This is a genomic window from Planotetraspora thailandica (assembly GCF_016863335.1).
Lineage (GTDB): Bacteria > Actinomycetota > Actinomycetes > Streptosporangiales > Streptosporangiaceae > Planotetraspora > Planotetraspora thailandica.
Map to the genome: position 1 here is coordinate 37,024 of NZ_BOOR01000036.1, position 17,349 is coordinate 54,372.

14 protein-coding genes and 1 pseudogene are annotated in these 17,349 nt (G+C 70.2%); 6 read left to right on the plus strand and 9 right to left on the minus strand.

Going from position 1 to position 17,349, the window contains the following annotated elements; translation table 11 throughout:
* Positions 1–2: 2 nt before the first annotated feature.
* The 4 genes from Pth03_RS23745 (at position 3) to Pth03_RS23760 (ending at position 3,665) form a co-directional block, all read left to right on the plus strand.
* Positions 3–1,427 carry an ABC transporter permease gene (locus Pth03_RS23745; protein ID WP_203946571.1) on the plus strand — a complete coding sequence of 475 codons (1,425 nt, stop codon included), beginning with the start codon at positions 3–5 and terminating at the stop codon, positions 1,425–1,427.
* Entirely contained in the window at positions 1,424–2,317 is an 894-nt protein-coding gene (locus tag Pth03_RS23750; RefSeq protein WP_203946572.1) for a carbohydrate ABC transporter permease, read from the plus strand. Before Pth03_RS23745 ends, Pth03_RS23750 begins: the two co-directional genes overlap by 4 nt.
* 293 nt (positions 2,318–2,610) lie before the next feature.
* The gene (locus Pth03_RS23755; protein ID WP_203946573.1) at positions 2,611–3,288 is read left to right on the plus strand and encodes a uracil-DNA glycosylase; all 678 of its coding nucleotides are present in this window, start codon (positions 2,611–2,613) and stop codon (positions 3,286–3,288) included.
* 23 nt (positions 3,289–3,311) lie between these two features.
* On the plus strand, positions 3,312–3,665 hold the full coding sequence (locus tag Pth03_RS23760) for a hypothetical protein (protein WP_203946574.1): 354 nt from the start codon (positions 3,312–3,314) through the stop codon (positions 3,663–3,665).
* A 15-nt stretch (positions 3,666–3,680) separates the two neighbouring features.
* Here the strand turns inward: Pth03_RS23760 and Pth03_RS23765 are convergent, their stop codons facing one another.
* From Pth03_RS23765 to Pth03_RS23775, 3 genes are all read right to left on the minus strand, one after another.
* Positions 3,681–4,229 (minus strand): MOSC domain-containing protein, encoded by a 549-nt coding sequence (locus Pth03_RS23765; protein ID WP_203946575.1) that lies wholly within the window; start codon positions 4,227–4,229, stop codon positions 3,681–3,683.
* A gap of 9 nt (positions 4,230–4,238) precedes the next feature.
* The gene (locus Pth03_RS23770) at positions 4,239–5,228 is read right to left on the minus strand and encodes a hypothetical protein (protein WP_203946576.1); all 990 of its coding nucleotides are present in this window, start codon (positions 5,226–5,228) and stop codon (positions 4,239–4,241) included.
* Between the two features lie 64 nt (positions 5,229–5,292).
* Positions 5,293–6,174, minus strand: a complete 882-nt coding sequence (locus tag Pth03_RS23775) for a hypothetical protein (RefSeq protein ID WP_203946577.1) — start codon at positions 6,172–6,174, stop codon at positions 5,293–5,295.
* Between the two features lie 317 nt (positions 6,175–6,491).
* Here Pth03_RS23775 and trpS point away from each other — a divergent pair, with 317 nt between their 5' ends.
* Positions 6,492–7,580 carry a tryptophan--tRNA ligase gene (gene trpS / locus Pth03_RS23780; protein WP_203946578.1) on the plus strand — a complete coding sequence of 363 codons (1,089 nt, stop codon included), beginning with the start codon at positions 6,492–6,494 and terminating at the stop codon, positions 7,578–7,580.
* Between the two features lie 112 nt (positions 7,581–7,692).
* Positions 7,693–8,079, plus strand: a complete 387-nt coding sequence (locus Pth03_RS23785; protein ID WP_203946579.1) for an SCO5389 family protein — start codon at positions 7,693–7,695, stop codon at positions 8,077–8,079.
* A gap of 90 nt (positions 8,080–8,169) precedes the next feature.
* Here Pth03_RS23785 and Pth03_RS23790 read toward each other — a convergent pair whose 3' ends face one another.
* From Pth03_RS23790 to Pth03_RS23815, 6 genes and pseudogenes are all read right to left on the minus strand, one after another.
* Entirely contained in the window at positions 8,170–8,673 is a 504-nt protein-coding gene (locus Pth03_RS23790; RefSeq protein WP_203946580.1) for a GNAT family N-acetyltransferase, read from the minus strand.
* A gap of 42 nt (positions 8,674–8,715) precedes the next feature.
* Positions 8,716–10,464 (minus strand): malto-oligosyltrehalose trehalohydrolase, encoded by a 1,749-nt coding sequence (gene treZ, locus Pth03_RS23795; RefSeq protein WP_239119315.1) that lies wholly within the window; start codon positions 10,462–10,464, stop codon positions 8,716–8,718.
* Positions 10,465–10,490: 26 nt separating this feature from the next.
* Complete coding sequence (gene treY / locus Pth03_RS23800; protein ID WP_239119316.1) at positions 10,491–12,689, minus strand: malto-oligosyltrehalose synthase; 2,199 nt, start codon at positions 12,687–12,689, stop codon at positions 10,491–10,493.
* A gap of 31 nt (positions 12,690–12,720) precedes the next feature.
* Complete coding sequence (glgX, locus tag Pth03_RS23805; RefSeq protein WP_203946582.1) at positions 12,721–14,847, minus strand: glycogen debranching protein GlgX; 2,127 nt, start codon at positions 14,845–14,847, stop codon at positions 12,721–12,723.
* A 340-nt stretch (positions 14,848–15,187) separates the two neighbouring features.
* Entirely contained in the window at positions 15,188–16,501 is a 1,314-nt protein-coding gene (locus tag Pth03_RS23810; RefSeq protein WP_203946583.1) for a HAMP domain-containing protein, read from the minus strand.
* A gap of 40 nt (positions 16,502–16,541) precedes the next feature.
* A pseudogene (locus Pth03_RS23815) lies at positions 16,542–17,226 on the minus strand (response regulator transcription factor).
* Positions 17,227–17,349: the final 123 nt, after the last annotated feature.

The following is a 17,349-nucleotide window of genomic DNA, read 5'->3' on the forward strand; positions in this document are numbered from 1 at the left end:
CCGTGACCGAACGGTTGGACGGCCCGCAGGCCCCCGGCGGGATCCCCGCCGGGGCCTCCACCGGCCCGAGTGAGCCCCTACCCGCCGAGCCCCTACTCGCCGAGCCCCGGTCCGCCGGGGCCGCGCACGCGGACGGCATCCCCCATCGGCTCGGACCCTCGCCGAAGGCGGCGGCGCTCTTCCTGGCGCCCGCCGTCCTCCTCCTGGGCGCGTGGGTGATCTACCCCATCATCTATTCGATCTACAGGAGCCTCTTCGACTCCAGTGGAAACCGCTTCGTCGGCCTGGGCAACTACGGCTCGATCTTCACCGACTCGGCCACGCTCACCACGATCAGGAACAACGTCATCTGGGTCGTCGTGGCGCCGCTGATCGTGACGGTGCTCGGCCTGATCTTCGCGGTGCTGACCGAGCGCATCCGCTGGGCGACGGCGTTCAAGCTCATTTTGTTCATGCCGATGGCGGTCTCCCTGCTCGCCGCCGGCGTCATCTTCCGGCTGGTCTACGAGCAGGACCCCGACAAGGGCGTGGCCAACGCGGTCATCACCACGGTCCACGACACGTTCTCCTCCAGCGCCGGCTACCCCGGGGCCCGGCCGCGTGAGAACGACCAGGCGCCCGCCGTCATCCGGGGCGGCGCGGTGGTCACGCGGCAGCAGGTCCAGCCGGGACAGCCGGTGCTCATCCCCCTCGTCGGCCTGAACCAGGACACGGTCAAGGACGCCGCCCCGGCCAAGGCCGCCTCGGGCGGAGACGGCGTCGGCGGCACGGTCTGGCTCGACGTCGTGCGCGGGGGCGGCGGCACCCTCAACCAGATCGACCCGCAGGAGAAGGGCCTGGCCGGCATCACCGTCGAGGCGGTCTCCGGCGGCGCGGTCAAGGCCACCGCCGAGACCGCGGCCGACGGCACGTTCCGCTTCGCCGGCCTGCCGTCCGGCACCTACGAGGTACGGCTCCCGCAGTCGAACTTCGCGGCGCCTTTCAACGGGCTGAGCTGGCTCGGCCCCGCTCTGATCACCCCCGCGATCATCGGTGCGTACATCTGGGTGTGGGCGGGGTTCGCCATGGTGCTGATCGCGGCCGGCCTGGCGGCCGTCCCGCGTGACGCGCTGGAGGCGGCCAGGATCGACGGCGCGACCGAGTGGCAGGTGTTCCGGCGGATCACCGTGCCGCTGCTCGCCCCCGTGCTGCTCGTCGTCTTCGTCACGATGGTGATCAACGTGCTGAAGGTGTTCGACCTGGTGTTCATCATCGCGCCCGGGTCGGTGCAGCCTCAGGCCAACGTCATCGCGCTGGAGATGTGGCGCGTCTCATTCGGCGGCGGCGGAAACCAGGGCATGGGCAGCGCGCTGGCCGTGTTCCTGCTGGTCCTGGTGCTGCCATTCATGATCTTCAACATCCGGCGGTTCAGGAGGGACGAGGCATGACGACCCTGACCGAACCGGCACAGGCGCGGGGGCAGACGATCGAGCGCGGCCTGCTCGGACGGGTGGCCGATCGGGCCGGCAGCGGCCTGGTGCAGGTGCTGCTCATCCTGGTGGCCGTGTTCTGGCTGGTGCCGACGCTGGGCCTGCTCGTGGTGTCGCTGCGCGGCGAGTCCGTCAACAACGCCACCGGCTGGTGGACCGTGTTCACCAAACCCGCCGAGATCACCTTCGAGAACTACGGGAGCCTGCTGGCCTCCGGGTTCACCTCGTCGTTCTGGAACACCGTGCTCATCACGGTTCCCGCGACGCTGCTGGTCATCGGCATCGCGGCGATGGCGGCCTACGCGTTCGCCTGGATCGACTTCCGGGGCAGGGACGCCGTGTTCCTCGTCGTCGTGGCCCTCCTGGTCGTGCCGATCCAGATCGGCCTGATCCCGATCGCCAAGATGTACGGCTTTCTCGGGATATTCGGGTCGATAGCGGGAGTCGTGCTCTTCCACGTCGCGTACGGCCTGCCGTTCGCCATCTTCCTGCTGCGCAATTTCTTCGTGGGCATCCCCAGGGAACTGCTGGAGGCCGCCCGCATGGACGGCGCGGAGGAGTGGCGGATCTTCGCCACGGTCGTGTTCCCGTTGGCCAAGCCGGCGATCGCGTCACTCGGCATCTTCCAGTTCCTGTGGGTCTGGAACGACCTGCTCATCGCCCTCGTCTTCGCCGACACGGAAAACCAGCCGATGACGAAGGCTCTGCAATCTCAAATGCGACAGTTCGGGACCAATATGGACATCCTTGCGCCCGGCGCATTCCTGTCGCTCATCATCCCGCTGGTGCTGTTCTTCGCCTTCCAGCGGTTCTTCGTCCAGGGCCTGCTCGCGGGATCGGTGAAATAGCCGCACGCAAGGGGCCGCCCAGAGGCCCGGATGCGCGCTTCACGGGGGGAAAAGCGCGCATCCGGGCTGGGCACCATTCTGTACGGCAGACGCCCCCGATGTCATCGCTGTGATGACTTTGTCATTCGATTTCATTCGACAAGACGGCATAGCCGCCAATGTCGGTAGATGTGGTGGCCGAGATGGCCCACCCCGCGGCCGTCGGATGCCCGCTTCACGGGGTTAAGCGGGCATTCGATCTATCCGTGCGGGGCGGCCGTGCCGTACCGGGAAAGCCGATAGAGTTCGCCACCATGACAGGGCGTCCGTTGCACGAAGTCATGGAAGCAGGATGGGCCGAGGCCCTCCAGCCCGTCGCCGAGCGAATCGCGGCCATGGGCGATTTCCTCCGGCAGGAGATAGCGGAAGGCAAGCAGTACCTTCCGGCGGGGGCCAACGTGCTTCGCGCGTTCCAGCAGCCCCTCAGCGAGGTCCGCGTGCTGATCGTGGGCCAGGACCCGTATCCCACGCCCGGCCACCCGGTGGGCCTGAGCTTCTCCGTCGCCCCCGACGTGCGGCCGCTGCCCGCGAGCCTGGTCAACATCTACAAGGAATACATGGCCGACCTCGGCTACCCGCCGCCCACCAACGGCGACCTCACGCCGTGGACCGAGCAGGGTGTGCTCCTCCTCAACAGGGTGCTGACGGTCATGCCCGGCAAGCCGGCCTCGCACCGGGGCAAGGGCTGGGAAGAGGTCACCGAGCAGGCCATCAAGGCGCTCGTCGCCCGCGGCGGGCCGCTCGTGGCGATCCTGTGGGGCCGCGACGCCCGCAACCTGCGGCCCATGCTCGGCCAGGTGCCGTGCATCGAGTCGGCCCACCCCAGCCCGCTGTCGGCCCGCAGCGGCTTTTTCGGCTCGCGCCCGTTCAGCCAGGCCAACCAGGCGCTCGAGGCGCAGGGCGCCGCTCCCGTCGAGTGGAAGCTGCCCTGACGAGGGCCGATAGGATCTCGACCATGAGCGATACAACCGACACGGGACGCTACCTGCGTCTCACCGTCGACCTCGTCGTCGAGGTCATGGACGTGGGCGCCCTGCAGGCCGCGGCGCTGACGGAGATCCGCGACCCCGAGACGGACCTGGACCCCGCGGAGCGCCAGGAGCAGATCGACCTGGTCAACGCCGACGACACCGGCGCGGCGGCCCTGCAGTGGCTGATCGAGCCCGACCACGTGCTCGGCCTCGTCGAGCATCTGGGCGACGTCGAGCCGCGTGAGGCCATGCTGGGCGTCGAGCCGTCCGACGGAGTCCTCGACGACGAAGACGAGGACGAGCACGACCACCACGAGCACGACGGCCACGTGCACTGACCCGCCCGCCAGGGCTCAGACCTGTTCGAGGCGGTGATGGGGTCCGGCCGGGAGCTCGACTCCGATCGAGTCTCCGGGCCGCACCTCGCCGCCCGACACCACGATTCCCATGACGCCCGCCTTCCTGATCAGGCCGCCGTTCTCTTCGCGTCCCAGCACCGCCTTCATCAGCCCGTCCTGGAACGCGTCGATCTGAAGGCACGGGTTGCGCAGCCCGGTGATCTCCACGACCGCCGTGTCGCCGAGCCGGAGCAGCGTGCCGGTGGGCAGGCCGAGAAGGTCCACGCCTCGGGTCGTGACGTTCTCCCCCATGTCCCCCGCCCGTACGGCGAAGCCCGCGGCGCGCAGGTCGTCGTGCAGTTCCTCGTGGATCAGATGGACTTGGCGGAGATTGGGCCGGCTGGGGTCACGCGCCACGCGTGAGCGATGCTTCACCGTCACACCCATGTGGGCGTCGCCCTCCACACCCAGGCCGGTCAGCAGGCGGATGGCCTCCGCGTTGTATTTGCTGAACGTGTGCGTCCCGCTGCGGCTGACCGCTACCACGACCGCCGTCTGTTCCATCGGCTCTCCTCATGACTCGGGACCGGCATCATCGCCTTCGTCGGGTCCAGATCGGAAATCACCCGACAGCAGCTCCTCGCGCCGTTGGATGAGCGCGTCGCGTTCACGGGTTCGCCGCTCCAGACGCGCGTCGATCCGGGCGAGCATGCCCGCCACCCAGCCGGCCACCTGTTGAACCGCGTCCGCCGTGGCGGCTATCCGCCTGTGCTTGAGCACGTCGGTGACGATGTTGTCGAAGAAGGTGTCGGCGAACCACCGGGTGTCCACCCCCGGCAGCCGTGGAGCGGCCCGCACCCCGATGCCGGCGAGCTCGCGCCCGAACACGTCGAGTGCGCGCTGCGCGTGCCATGCCGCCTCGTCCGCCCGCAGAAGATGGCCGCGTTCCACCACGTCGGCGAAAACGCCACCGCCGAAGACGTCCCAGGTCGACGCCCGGCGCGCGGCACCGAGGTGCTGGAGCACCACACTCACGGCCTGACCCGCCGCCACTCCCGCCGCACGGGCTTCTCCGTGTTCCCGCAGGTCCGCTTCGAGCTCGGCGAGACGCTCGGCGATGCCGGCAAGCTGCCTGCCACGCGGATCACCTGACTCGGCCGGCATCCGCTCCTTGCGGGCGAGCAGTTCGCCGAGCTCTTTCCGCGGATCGCCGAGCCTGGCGAGCTCTCGCGTCGCCTCGCCCCTGTCGACGGCCAGCCACCCCAGCTTGGCCCGCCTGCTCTCCACGCGACGGCGTGCGGCGACGGCCTCCGCCCGCTCCCGGGCCAGCCTGTCCTCCTTGCCGCCCCTGACGGCCGCGAGGAACGCGACGACGCCGCCGCGCTCCAGCCGCGCGACGTCCTTGTCCTCTTTGGCGAGCTCGCGCTCGAGCGCGGGCAGCGAGCTGCGAAGCCCGGCGATCTCACCCGCGAGCGTTTCCCGCTTCCGGATGAGCTGGTCCATCCGCCGGATCCGGTCACGAGCGGCACGAATCTCGTCGTCGATCCCATCAGAACGGCTCACATCTCACCAGACGTACGCCACAGGGCGAAAGTTGCCACCGGGCGGCGGCCGTGTCGTGGGTGTCTCAGGCGACGCGGAACGCGGGTGTCCGGCAGAGCCAGTCGTTGACGGTGCCGTCGAAGCCGGCGGGCGGGCCGACCCTGAGGCACGACCGGTCGGCGGCGTCGCGGGCCAGCCGTACGCGGAAGGGCTCCCCGTCCAGGTCGGGCGTGCCGGAGAAGACGGCGAAGTCGGCGCCGTCGACCCGGAGATGCTCGCCGATGGTGCGGCATCGCGCGTCCGGGTTGCCGGCCAGCCAGGCGAGGTGGCCGGTGAGCAGCCTCTGGGCCACGGTCCTCAGCACGGTGACCGTGCACAGGCTGTGCGCGCACGCGGCGCCGTCCAGCATGATCTCCGGCAGTCCGAACCTTCGCAGGCCCCGGGTGGTCACCTTCAGGCAGGCGCAGGCATCGGCGCCCGCCGGTTCCCAGGGCGGGCACGAACCGCCGTCGTCGACCTCCGAGGTCCAGCCCAGCCAGTCGTCGCCGAGACGGAACTCCTGACGCTCCCCCGGGCACGAGGCGCAGTGATAGACGGGCGAGCCGGTGAGCTGGTCGACGATCACTCCGTGGTAGGCCTCCGCGACGCCGCGGGCCGCGGCACGGGCGATCTGGGCGGCCTCCGGCTGGGCCGCCACGGGAGCGGTGCTGGAGACCATGACATGGTGGCGGGCCTTCCCCACCCGTTTGAGGTCGTCGCCGGCCAGGCCGATGCGCCGCCAGAGCGACCGGTCGGCCCGGATCGCCTCCAACTCCAGGCGGGGCGTGCCTAGCGCCTCCATGGCCTTGCGCCGGTGCGGCTTCTCCATGCGCCACGGGACGATCGACGACAGCTCCAGGGGCGCGCGGTCCACGGCGACGACGAAGACCGATGTCGTCTCCGCCGGAACGGGATAGGTGATCTGCATGGGACCCTCCTGTAGGTCGGGAAGGCAACCAGCCTCCGTTCCCCCTGCGCCACTCCTGTGACTGGAACCGCATTCTGTGGATAAACGCCGTCATCCACAGGCGGGCCGTACGCGGGCTCTCCTGCCGGCGATCACCCGGCGCGTAGACTGGCCGCATGCATCGTCCGGTGTCTCTGAGCTGGTGGCGCTCCCCTTAGGAGCGGCCGCCTCAACTCGCGTACGACCGGGCCGTTCGGATGGACGGCCCGTTTTGTTTTCCCTGGACAGGGGCCTCCGTCAGGACACGCTGACCCGCCCGTCTGAAAGGGAGAACCCACATGACCACACAACTCGCCGCCGAGTCGCCGGACGTCCTCGGTGTGCCCGCCGCACAACGTCGAAGCGCGGAACTGGAAGGCCTGATAGCCGCCGATCCCGCACGGTTCCGCGTCCTGACCGGAGACCGGCCCACAGGCCGGCTGCATCTCGGGCACTACTTCGGCACTCTCCAGAACAGGGTCCGCCTTCAGAACCTGGGAGTGGAGATGCTGGTCGTCATCGCCGACTACCAGGTGCTGACCGATCGCGACGTCGCCGACGGCGTCGGCCACCACGTGGAAGAGCTGGCACTCGACTATCTGGCCGTCGGCCTCGACCCGCGGCGGGCCACGATCTTCGCGCACAGCGCGGTCCCCGCGCTCAACCAGCTGCTGCTGCCCTTCCTCAGCCTGATCTCGGTCGCCGAGCTCGGCCGCAACCCCACCGTCAAAGACGAGATCGCCCATTCACGCAGCTCGTCGGTCAGCGGGCTGATGTTCACCTATCCCGCCCATCAGGCCGCCGACATCCTGTTCTGCCGGGCCAACCTGGTGCCCGTCGGCCAGGACCAACTTCCTCACCTCGAGGTCACGCGTACCATCGCCCGGCGCTTCAACAACCGCTACTGCGACGGCGGTGCGCCGTTGTTCCCGGAGCCCGAGGGGCTGTTGTCCGCCGCTCCCCTGCTGCTGGGCACCGACGGCACCAAAATGAGCAAGAGCCGCGGCAACGGCGTCGCGCTCGCCGACAGCGCCGACGAGACCGCCAGGCTCCTCCGCGGCGCCAAAACCGACGCGCAGCGGCACATCACCTACGACCCCGCCACCCGGCCCGAGGTCTCCAGCCTGGTCATGCTGGCCGCCCTGTGCCTCGGCCGCGACCCGCACACGCTGGCCGAGGAGATCGGCGACCGTGGCGCGGCGGGGCTGAAAGCCGTCGTTACGGAGGCGGTCAACGAGTTCCTGGCCCCCGTACGGGCCCGCCGCGCCCAGCTCGCAGAAGACCGCGGCCACGTCCGCCGGATTCTGCGCGACGGCAACGAACGGGCCAACGCCGTCGCCGACGCCACCCTCGACGAGGTGCGGGCAGCCATGGCCGGGCTGCGGTGACCGGGAGCTCCAAAATGAAAGTAGTTATCTTTTTCTTTCCGCTCGGCGATAGACGTCCGTCACCGCCCTGCCTACGGTCGGGAAGGTCACACGTCTAGCCGTGGAGGCGCAGATGTCGCTCACCGTTCCCCCCGCTCTGCTGGAGCAGGCCCGGGAAGGCAAGGTCAGCACCGTGGACTTCGTCGACTGCGTACGGACCTCGCTCCCGTACGCCTGGGAGGTCGTCTCCCGCCTGGTCAAGGAGCGTGAGGCGTCGGAGGCGGCTTTCGCCGAGAACTACGAGGCACCGCCGGACGAAGTGGCCAGGGGCCAGCTCCTGCGGTGCATGGCCAGCAACGCGATGCGTGACGCGCTCGAAGCGTATTTCGGCATACGGCTGGCCTTCCAGAACTGCCACAAGGTGGCCGTGTTCTCGACCGCCGCCACCGACGCCTACAACCGGTTCATCACCGCGGAGGCGCAGATCCTCAACCAGCGTCCTGAGCTGGTCGACTGCTGACCCGGAAAATCCCGGAACAACGAGGCCCCGGCAAGCCGGCCGGGGCCTCGTCGTGTCCCAGGAAGTTCTATGTCCATGTCGGGTCCCGAGCTACAGCTCGCGGAACGGCTGCGCGTACACGAACGCGCCGCGAATCGCGGGTTCGTAGGCAGTCAGCGGGCGGGCCTGGAAGTGGGGCGCCCACTCGGCCACCGGCGGGATGATGCCGTAGTCGGCCGCCGGGCGGAACCCGAACCGCGGATAGTAGTCGGCGTGTCCGAGCAGCACGACGACCGGCTCCCCCAGCGCGTCGGCGGCCCCGAGCACGGCGTGCATGAGCGCGTGGCCCACTCCCCGCCGCTGAGCGCTCGGCAGCACACCGAGAGGCCCGAGGCCCAGAACGGGCACTCCGTCCACATGGGCGCGCGTGCACACCACGTGCCCGACGACCTCGCCGTCCCGTCCCTCCGCGACGAACGACAACGCCGGCATCCATCCCTCGTCGGCGCGCAGTGCGTCCACCAAAGCGGCTTCGGCCTCCGACGGGGCGAAGGCGGCGGCGTGCACCGCGCGGATCTGTTCGACGTCGGCCGCGTCTTCCCGTCTGATGAGCACCCGGCAAGGGTGCTCTCATACCTTCCGGAGCGTCAACCGAATTCAGGTCTGCACGATCGCCAGTGACTGGGCGGGCAGGTAGACGTCGCCGTCCATGAGCCTGATGGCCTCGTCGGAGGCGAGCAGGAGGCGCCGCGCACCGGGCGAGAGCCGTACGGGGACGGGCAGGCCGCCGAAGTTGGCCAGGACGCGCAGGGAACCGCGGTCCATGACCAGGTAGTGCCGGTCCTCGTCGAAACGCACCTTCACCCGGTCGAGCCGGGGGTCGGCGAGCTCCGGATAGGTCTTGCGCAGCGCGATCAGGTCGCGGTACCACCCGAGCAGCGAGACGCCGCCGTCTTCCTCGAGTTCGGTCCAGTCGAGCTTCGAGCGCAGGAACGTCGACTCCTCCTGCGGGTCGGGGGCCTTCCAGTCGTAGCCGAAGCGCTCGAACTCGATCCTGCGGCGGTCTCCCTCGCTCTCGGCCAGGGACGGCTCGAAATGGTCGGTGAAGAAGTAGAACGGCGTGCCCGCCCCCCACTCTTCTCCCATGAAGAGCATCGGCGTGAACGGCGAGGTGAGAAGCAGCCCGGCGGCCGGCCACAGCTGCTCGGGCTGCATCCGGTCGCCGAGCGGACGGTTGCCGATCTGGTCGTGGTTCTGGACGCAGCAGACGAACCGGTATCCGGGGACCCCGGTCGCGGGCCTGCCGTGGCTGCGCCCGCGGAAGCTCGAATAGGTGCCGTCATGGAAGTAGCCGTGTGTGAGCACCTTGGCGAGGGCGGACAACGACCCGAAGTCGGCGTAGTAGGCCTGGGTCTCCCCCGTGACGGCCGAATGCAGAGCATGGTGGACGTCGTCGTTCCAGGTGGCCTGCAGCCCGAAACCGCCCGACTCGCGCGGCTCGACCAGGCGCGGGTCGTTGAGGTCGGACTCGGCGATCAGCGTCAGCGGGCGGCCGAGGCTCGTCGACAACGCCTCGACCTCCGCCGCCAGCTCCTCCAGGAAGTGGACGGCCCGCGCGTCGTGCAGGGCGTGCACGGCGTCGAGGCGCAGGCCGTCGACGTGGTAGTCGCGCAGCCACTGCAGCGCGTTCTCGATGAAGTAGCGCCGCACCTCGTCGGAGCCGGGCCCGTCGAGGTTGACCGCGTCTCCCCAGTAGGAGCCCTTGAAGTCGTGGAAGTACGGCCCGAACTTGGCCAGATAGTTCCCCGACGGGCCGAGGTGGTTGTAGACGACGTCGAGGATCACGCCGAGACCGGCGCGGTGGCACGCGTCGACGAGCATCTTCAGCCCGTCGGGCCCGCCGTACTCCTCGTTGACGGCGTACAGGTCGACGCCGTCGTATCCCCAGTTGCGCCGCCCGGGCACGGGAGGAACCGGCATGAGCTCGATGAAGTCGACGCCGAGGGACACGAGGTGATCCAGCTTGCCGATCACGCCGCGGAAGGTGCCCTCCGGGGTGAACGTGCCGACGTGCAGCTCGTAGATGACCGATCCGCGCAGGTCGCGGCCGCGCCACTCCTGGTCTCCCCAGGTGAATCGCGCGTGGTCGCAGACCATGCTCGGGCCTTCGACGCCGTACGGCTGCCGCCGCGTGCGCGGGTCGGGGTAGGGCCCCTCGCCGTCCACGTAGAAGGCGTAGGCCGTGCCGTGCTCGTCCCCGGGTGCGCTCCACCACCCGTCGCGGCCCGGCGACATGTCGTGCCTGCTTCCCCCGAGTTCGACCTCGACTCGTGCCGCCTGGGGCGCCCAGACCTCGTACATGCCCCTCCAGCTGTCGACGACGGCCTCCCGGCCGCCTTCCGGCAAAGACTTCCCCCGTTCCCCGAGAACGCTCAGCGCTCCTCGTTCGGCGCGCGTTCCAGCAGCGCGACCGGATGGCGAGACAGAAGGTGCCCCAGCAGGATCCGGCCGGTGTGCCGTCGTTCTGTGAGCAGATCACGCCAGCGGCCCGGCGGCAACATGAGCGAGTCGTTCCCCCAGCCGCCGCGGCGCTCCAGTCCCGCGGGCAGGCGGGTGGCCACCGCGACCGCACGGTCTCCGCGGGCGAAGGCGATCGCGTGCTCTCCCGCCTCGATCGGCTCGTACGGCGCGGCAGGATCGAGCCGTTTCCGCAGGTTGAGCGCGGTGGTCGTGAGCAGGAGCTTCTGGCCGTCCCAGGAGTCGCCCGGTGCGGCGAGCAGCCTGCGCCGCCTGTCGAAGTCGACGGGGCGCCGGTTGTCGGGGTCGACCAGGGAGAAATCGGTGACCTCGTTGCCCTGGTAGACGTCGGGCACGCCGGGCATCATCAGCTGCACGAGCTTCTGCCCGAGCGAGTTGACCCGGGCGTACCGGTCGACCTTCGCGGTGAACGCCGCGACCGCGGGCCCGCAGACCTCGATGGCCTGCTCGGCGAAGCGGGCGATGCCCGCCTCGTAGCCGTGGTCGGGGCTCTGCCACGACACGGAGGTCTTGGCCTCGCGTGCTGCCTTGAGCAGGTAGCCGGTGAAACGCTCGGCCGAGATGGGCCAGGCCGCCATGAGGGTCTGCCAGGCCAGGTAGTCGAGCCGCGGGTCGAACCGCACGGCCCCCGACCAGGCGCCGACGGCCTCGGCCCACTCGCCGGGCAACTCGGACAACACGACGAGCCTGGCCCGCACGTCCTCCGAGCGTTTGGTGTCGTGGGTGGACAAGGTGGTCATCGTCGTGGGCGCCAGCCCGGCGCAGAAGGCGTGGAACTCGCCGGCGGAGACCCCGAACCTGTCGGGCTCCCCGCCCACCTCGTTGAGCGCGGCCAGCGGATACCAGCGGTAGAGCGCGGTGTCCTCGACGCCCTTGGCCGTGACGGGGCCGCACGTCTGCTGGAACCTGGTCACGGCCTCGGCAGGGCCGTACATGACGAGGTTGGCCGTCTTGGCGACGGCGTCGGCGTCGGCGCGGGTGGCGGCCTGACGCGCGGCGGCCTGGATGACGGCGAGCGACTCGGCCGACGGCTGCTCTCCGGGGTCGACGTAGGCGCGGTAGACCGGCATCGCCGCGAGCAGCTCGACGGCGGCCTCGCGCAGGGCGTCGTCGCCGAGCGCGTCCACCAGCCGGTCCACCTCGCCGCGGAAGAACAGCTCGATGACGTGCTTCTTCGCCTCGTACCGCACCGGCTCGTAGGAGCCGGGCACCCCCGTGTGCCGGGTGAACGTCTCGATGAGCGCGTCACGGCCCGCGGGGTCGACGAACAGCCGGGTGATCATGTTGAGGGCGTCGTATCCGGTGGTCCCGTCGCACGGCCAGCCGTCCGGCAGCCGCTCGCCGTCGATGAGGATCTTCTCCACCCACAGCGGGCCGGGCACGTGGGGCCGCAGCCGTTCGAGATAGCCGCGCGGGTCGGCCAGGCCGTCGGGGTGGTCGACCCGCAGCCCCTCGACGACGCCCTCGCCGACCAGCGACAACATGACGGCGTGGGTGGCGTCGAAGACCTCGGGGTCCTCCACCCTCAGGCCGATCAGCGAGGAGACGTCGAAGAACCGCCGGTAGCCGGGGCTCTCGCGCCAGTTCACCAGCCGGTAGTGCTGGGCCTCCAGGAGCTCGGGCAGCGGGAGGTGCTCCGTACCGGGCCGGATCGGGAAGACATGGTCGTAGTAGCGCAGAACGGTCCCGTCGACCACGAGGCCGCCCGGGTCGTCGCCCAGGACGGGGAGCGCGACCGGCCACTCCATGTCGAACCAGCGCGCGGCGGGCGAGCCGGGCCCGTCCCTGAGCGCCGACCAGAGTTGTGCGTTGTCCGACTCGGGCTGCGGCACCGTCATGTGGTTGGGCACGATGTCGGCGACCAGCGGCAGACCCTCGGCCGCGAGGGCGCGCAGGGCCTCGATCCCGCCGAACTCGGCCCTGACCCTGCCGTGGTCCGTCACGTCGTAGCCGTGCAGGGAGCCGCCGACCGCCTGGAGGATCGGCGACAGGTAGAGGCGGCCGACACCCAGGTCCCTGAGGTATCCGACCAGCCGGGCCACCTCGCGGAACCCGAGGTCGGGGGTGAGCTGCACGCGGTAGGTCGAGGTCACGGCACCGCCCTTCAACGGTTGTGGAAAGCGATCAGACCCGGCGCAGGACGCGGACGGACCTGCCGGACACGGGGACGCCCTCTCCAGCCCGGCACATGCGCGACTCCGTCGCGCTCGGCATGGCCGTGTCGAGCTCCGTCGCCCAGATCTCTCCGTAGTCCTTGGGGATCGTGAAGCGGATGACCTCGGAGTGGGCGTTGAACAGCAGCAGGAACGAGTCGTCGGAGATGCGCCTGCCCCGGCGGTCGGGCTCGGTGATGGCGTCGCCGTTCAGGAAGACCGCGAGCGCCTTGGCGTAGCCGTTGTGCCAGTCGGCGTCGGTCATCTCAGTGCCCGACGGGGTCAGCCACACGATGTCGCTCAGGTCGTCGTGCGAACCGCGCACGGGCCTGCCGTAGAAGAAGCGGCGGCGCCGGAAGACGGGGTGGTCGCGGCGCAGCCGGGCGAGCCTGCGGGTGAATTCGAGGAACTGACTGCCGTTCCCCGCCTTCGAGACGGAATCCCCGACGGCCGACCAGTCGACCCAGCTGATCTCGTTGTCCTGGCAGTAGGCGTTGTTGTTGCCGCGCTGCGTCCGGCCCAGCTCGTCTCCGTGGGACAACATCGGCACGCCCTGCGACAGGAACAGTGTGGCCAGGAAGTTGCGTTTCTGCCGCTCCCGCAGCTGCGCCACCGGGCCGGTGGCCGGCCCTTCGACGCCGCAGTTCCACGACCGGTTGTCGTCGGCGCCGTCGCGGTTGTCCTCCCCGTTGGCCTCGTTGTGCTTCTCGTTGTACGACACCAGGTCCTGCAGGGTGAACCCGTCGTGGCAGGTGACGAAGTTGATCGAGGCGGCGGGGCGGCGGCTGTCGTCCTGGTAGAGGTCGCTCGACCCGGTCAGCCGCGAGGCGAACTCGGGCAGCGCGGCGGGTTCGCCCCGCCACAGGTCGCGGATGGTGTCGCGGTAGCGGCCGTTCCACTCGGTCCACCCGGCCGGGAAGTTGCCGACCTGGTAACCGCCCGGGCCGACGTCCCACGGCTCGGCGATGAGCTTGACCTGCGACAGGACGGGGTCCTGCTGGACGAGGTCGAAGAACACGCTCAGCCGGTCGACGTCGTGCAGCTCGCGGGCAAGCGACGAGGCGAGGTCGAAACGGAAGCCGTCGACGTGCATCTCGCTCACCCAGTAGCGCAGCGAGTCCATGATCAGCTGCAGCGCGTGGGGGCTTCGCATCAGGAGGCTGTTGCCGGTGCCCGTCGTGTCCATGTAGTACCGGCGGTCGTCCTCGACCAGCCGGTAGTAGGCGGCGTTGTCGATGCCCCGCATGGACAGGGTCGGCCCCAGGTGGTTGCCCTCGGCCGTGTGGTTGTAGACCACGTCGAGGATCACCTCGATGCCGGCCTCGTGGAGGGCCTTCACCATGGCCTTGAACTCCAGCACCTGCCCGCCGCGCTCGCCGGAGCTCGAATAGGCGTTGTGCGGCGCGAAGAAGCCGATCGTGTTGTAACCCCAGTAGTTGGACAGGCCGCGCTTCTCCAGCACGTGGTCGGTCACGAACTGGTGGATCGGCATCAGCTCGACCGCCGTGACCCCGAGCCCGGTGAGGTGGTCGATGACCTCCGGGTGACCCAGGGCGGCGTACGTCCCCCGGATGGCCTCGGGGATCTTGGGGTGGTTGATCGTCAGGCCGCGGACATGGGCCTCGTAGATCACCGTGTCGTGGTACGGCGTGGCCGGGGGCCGGTCGTGTCCCCATCCGAAGAAGGGGTTGATCACGATCGAGCGCGGCATGTAGGGCGCCGAGTCGCTGTCGTCACGGCTGTCCGGCTCGCCGAAGCGGTAGCCGTAAACGGCCTGGTCCCACTTGACCGCGCCCTCGACCGCCTTGGCGTACGGGTCGAGCAGCAGCTTGGCCGGGTTGCACCGCAGCCCGTCACCCGGCTCGTACGGCCCGGCCACGCGGTAGCCGTACCTCTGGCCGGGGCCCACGCCCGGCAGGTAGCAGTGGTAGACGAAGCCCTCGACCTCGGCGAGCGGCACCCGCTCCTCGTTGCCGTCGTCGTCGAACAGGCACAGCTCGACGCTCTGCGCCACCTCGGTGAACAGGGCGAAGTTGGTTCCTGCGCCGTCATATGTCGCACCGAGGGGATAAGGGTCCCCCGGCCAGATCTCCCTCACGCGACCTCCTCGCCCGCCGATCCGGACGGCCGCGCGGGGTTCGCGCCCCTGGCCACCGGTCCGTCCAGAAGCGGCGGCCGTACGCACGACCGCCGCGATCACACTCGTTCACCAGACATCGTGCCTGCCCTCGGAAGGCCGGGACAGTCCTGCCACGTTAACGACACGTATGCCAGAAGACGAAATACCCCCCACCCCACCCTTGGTGGTGATCATGCAGAAGTTCGGAGATCAACGGCCTGACCGGCCAAGACGCAAATCGTGATCATGCAGAAGTTCGGCGATCACCCCGCCGACCTGCCCGAACCCCTTCCGTGATCATGCACCGGCCGTGTGCTCCTCAATGGGCTCTGCCCCTGCGCAGCAGCCGCCGCGGCCGGGAACGGACCGCAGATCCGTCGGCACGGATCCACAGGTGGACGCCGGCGCCTCCGAGCGCGGGCGGGTCGATGCGGAGGCTTCCACCCGTCGACTCCGCGAGCCGGCGGGCGATGTCGAGCCCCAGGCCGGTCGAGCCCGCACCGCTGTGGCCGCGCCGCAGCGCCCCCTCGGGGTCGGCGAAGCCGGGCCCGGCGTCGGAGACCAGGATGCCCGTCATGCCGGCGCCCTGATGGAGGGCGACCCGGAACCCGGTGCCCTGGGGCGTGTGCCGGAAGACGTTGCCGAGCAGCGCGTCGACCGCCGCACCCAGGTCGGCCGCGGCCACCGGCACCGGGCTCGGCGCGTCGGCTCCGGCGAGTTCCCACGGGCGTTCCTGGTCATCGGCCAGAGCCGACCAGAAGGCGAGCCGCTCCCGCAGCACCTCGGCCGCGTCGCACGACTTCGCGACCGGCCGGACGGGCCTGCGCGCCGCCTCGATGATCTCGTCGACCGCCTGTTCCAGCCGGTCGATGGCGAGCCTGCTCTGCTCGGCCTCCGGACCGCCGCCGACGTTGAGGCGCAGCGCGGTCAGCGGGGTGCGCAGCCGGTGGGACAGGTCGGCGGCCAGCTCGCGTTCCGCCGCCAGCAGCCCGGTCACCTGGTCGGCCATGGTGTTGAACGCCTTGCCGAGCGCCATCAGCTCGGGCGGGCCGTCGGGCGTCACGCGCACCGACAGGTCGCCTGAGCCGAGGGCCGCCGCCGCGTCGCCGAGGCGCCGCGCCGAGCGCACCACCCTGGCGCCGAGCCGGTCGCCGACTGCGACCGAGCCCGCGACCAGGGCGAGCGCCACGCCGGTCAGCACCGCCCACGACGCGGCGACCCCTTTCGTCACGTCCTTGTCCGGCGCGTACGCCTCGATGACCGCCTGCCTGCCTCCGCCGAGCGCGACCGGCTTGAGCAGCGCGTATCCCCCTGCCACCCGTACGGTCGACACGCGCCCGCCCGCACCGGCGACCTCGGCCGGGGTGGCCCGGGAGACGCCGACGGTGGCGCCGTCGCGCAGGTGGACGGCGAGCCGCTCGGCGCCCGCGGGCGTGCTGGCCAGCGCCCGCCTCAGCGACTCGGCGTCGTCGGTCACGACCAGCGCGGGGACCATCGCGGTCGCCTGTCGTTCGGCGTCGGCGATCGCCCGGTCTTCGGCGATCTCCTTGACCGCCACGGCGAGCGGGATCAGGAACGCCAGCGCCACCATGGCCGTCACCGCCAGCGCCACCAGGGCCAGGCTGCGCCTCACCTGCGGCCGGCGTCTCGTCGCGGACCCGCCGTACGGCCGGTCATTCCGCAGACTCGGGCGGAAGGCTGAGCCGGACGCCGACCCCGCGCACGGTGTGCAGATACCGGGGGCGGGACGCGCTCTCGCCGAGCTTGCGGCGCAACCAGGACAGGTGCACATCGATCGTCTGGTCGTCGCCGTAGGACTGGCGCCACACCTCCGACAGCAGTTCCTTGCGTGAGACGACCCGGCCGGGCGCACAGGTAGGCCAGCAGGTCGAACTCGCGCCGGGTGAGGTCGAGCGGGGTCCCGTCCAGCGCCGCCTCCCTGCGGTCGGGGTCGACGGTGAGACCTCCCACGCGGATGACCGCCGGCGCCGGCCCGGGCCTCGCCCGGCGCAGCACCGCCTCCAGCCGCGCGTTGAGGTGGTCTCCGGAGAAGGGTTTGACGAGGTAGTCGTCGGCCCCGTACCGGAGCAGCCGGACGATCTCGGTCTCCTCGTCGCGGGCCGTGGCCACGATGACCGGGACGTCGGAGACGGCCCGGAGCATCTTGAGCGCCTCGGCGCCGTCGAGATCGGGCAGCCCGAGGTCGAGGATCACGACGTCGGGGGCGGCGTGGGCGATCTCCCTGAGGGCGTCGAGCGCTCCGGCGGCGCTGCGTACGGCATGGCTGCGTCCGGTCAGGTCACGGATGATCGCGGATCGGACGAATTCGTCGTCCTCCACGAGCAGAACGGTCGCCATGGGGCAGAAACGTACACCGCTCTGCGAGCGCATTTTCGCCGGATGAATACCCTACTCGTCATTGATTTCCCGCCTGCTTCATGTTTGTCACGAAATACCAGTACACGTGCCGCTAGAGTGAGC

Excerpts from the sequence above, each read along its gene's own strand:
- Pth03_RS23750 (WP_203946572.1), top strand. The coding sequence starts at position 1,424 with ATGACGACCCTGACCGAACCGGCACAGGCGCGGGGGCAGACGATCGAG.
- trpS (WP_203946578.1), top strand. The coding sequence starts at position 6,492 with ATGACCACACAACTCGCCGCCGAGTCGCCGGACGTCCTCGGTGTGCCC.
- Pth03_RS23765 (WP_203946575.1), bottom strand. The coding sequence starts at position 4,229 with ATGGAACAGACGGCGGTCGTGGTAGCGGTCAGCCGCAGCGGGACGCAC.
- Pth03_RS23775 (WP_203946577.1), bottom strand. The coding sequence starts at position 6,174 with ATGCAGATCACCTATCCCGTTCCGGCGGAGACGACATCGGTCTTCGTC.
- Pth03_RS23785 (WP_203946579.1), top strand. The coding sequence starts at position 7,693 with ATGTCGCTCACCGTTCCCCCCGCTCTGCTGGAGCAGGCCCGGGAAGGC.
- Pth03_RS23760 (WP_203946574.1), top strand. The coding sequence starts at position 3,312 with ATGAGCGATACAACCGACACGGGACGCTACCTGCGTCTCACCGTCGAC.
- Pth03_RS23755 (WP_203946573.1), top strand. The coding sequence starts at position 2,611 with ATGACAGGGCGTCCGTTGCACGAAGTCATGGAAGCAGGATGGGCCGAG.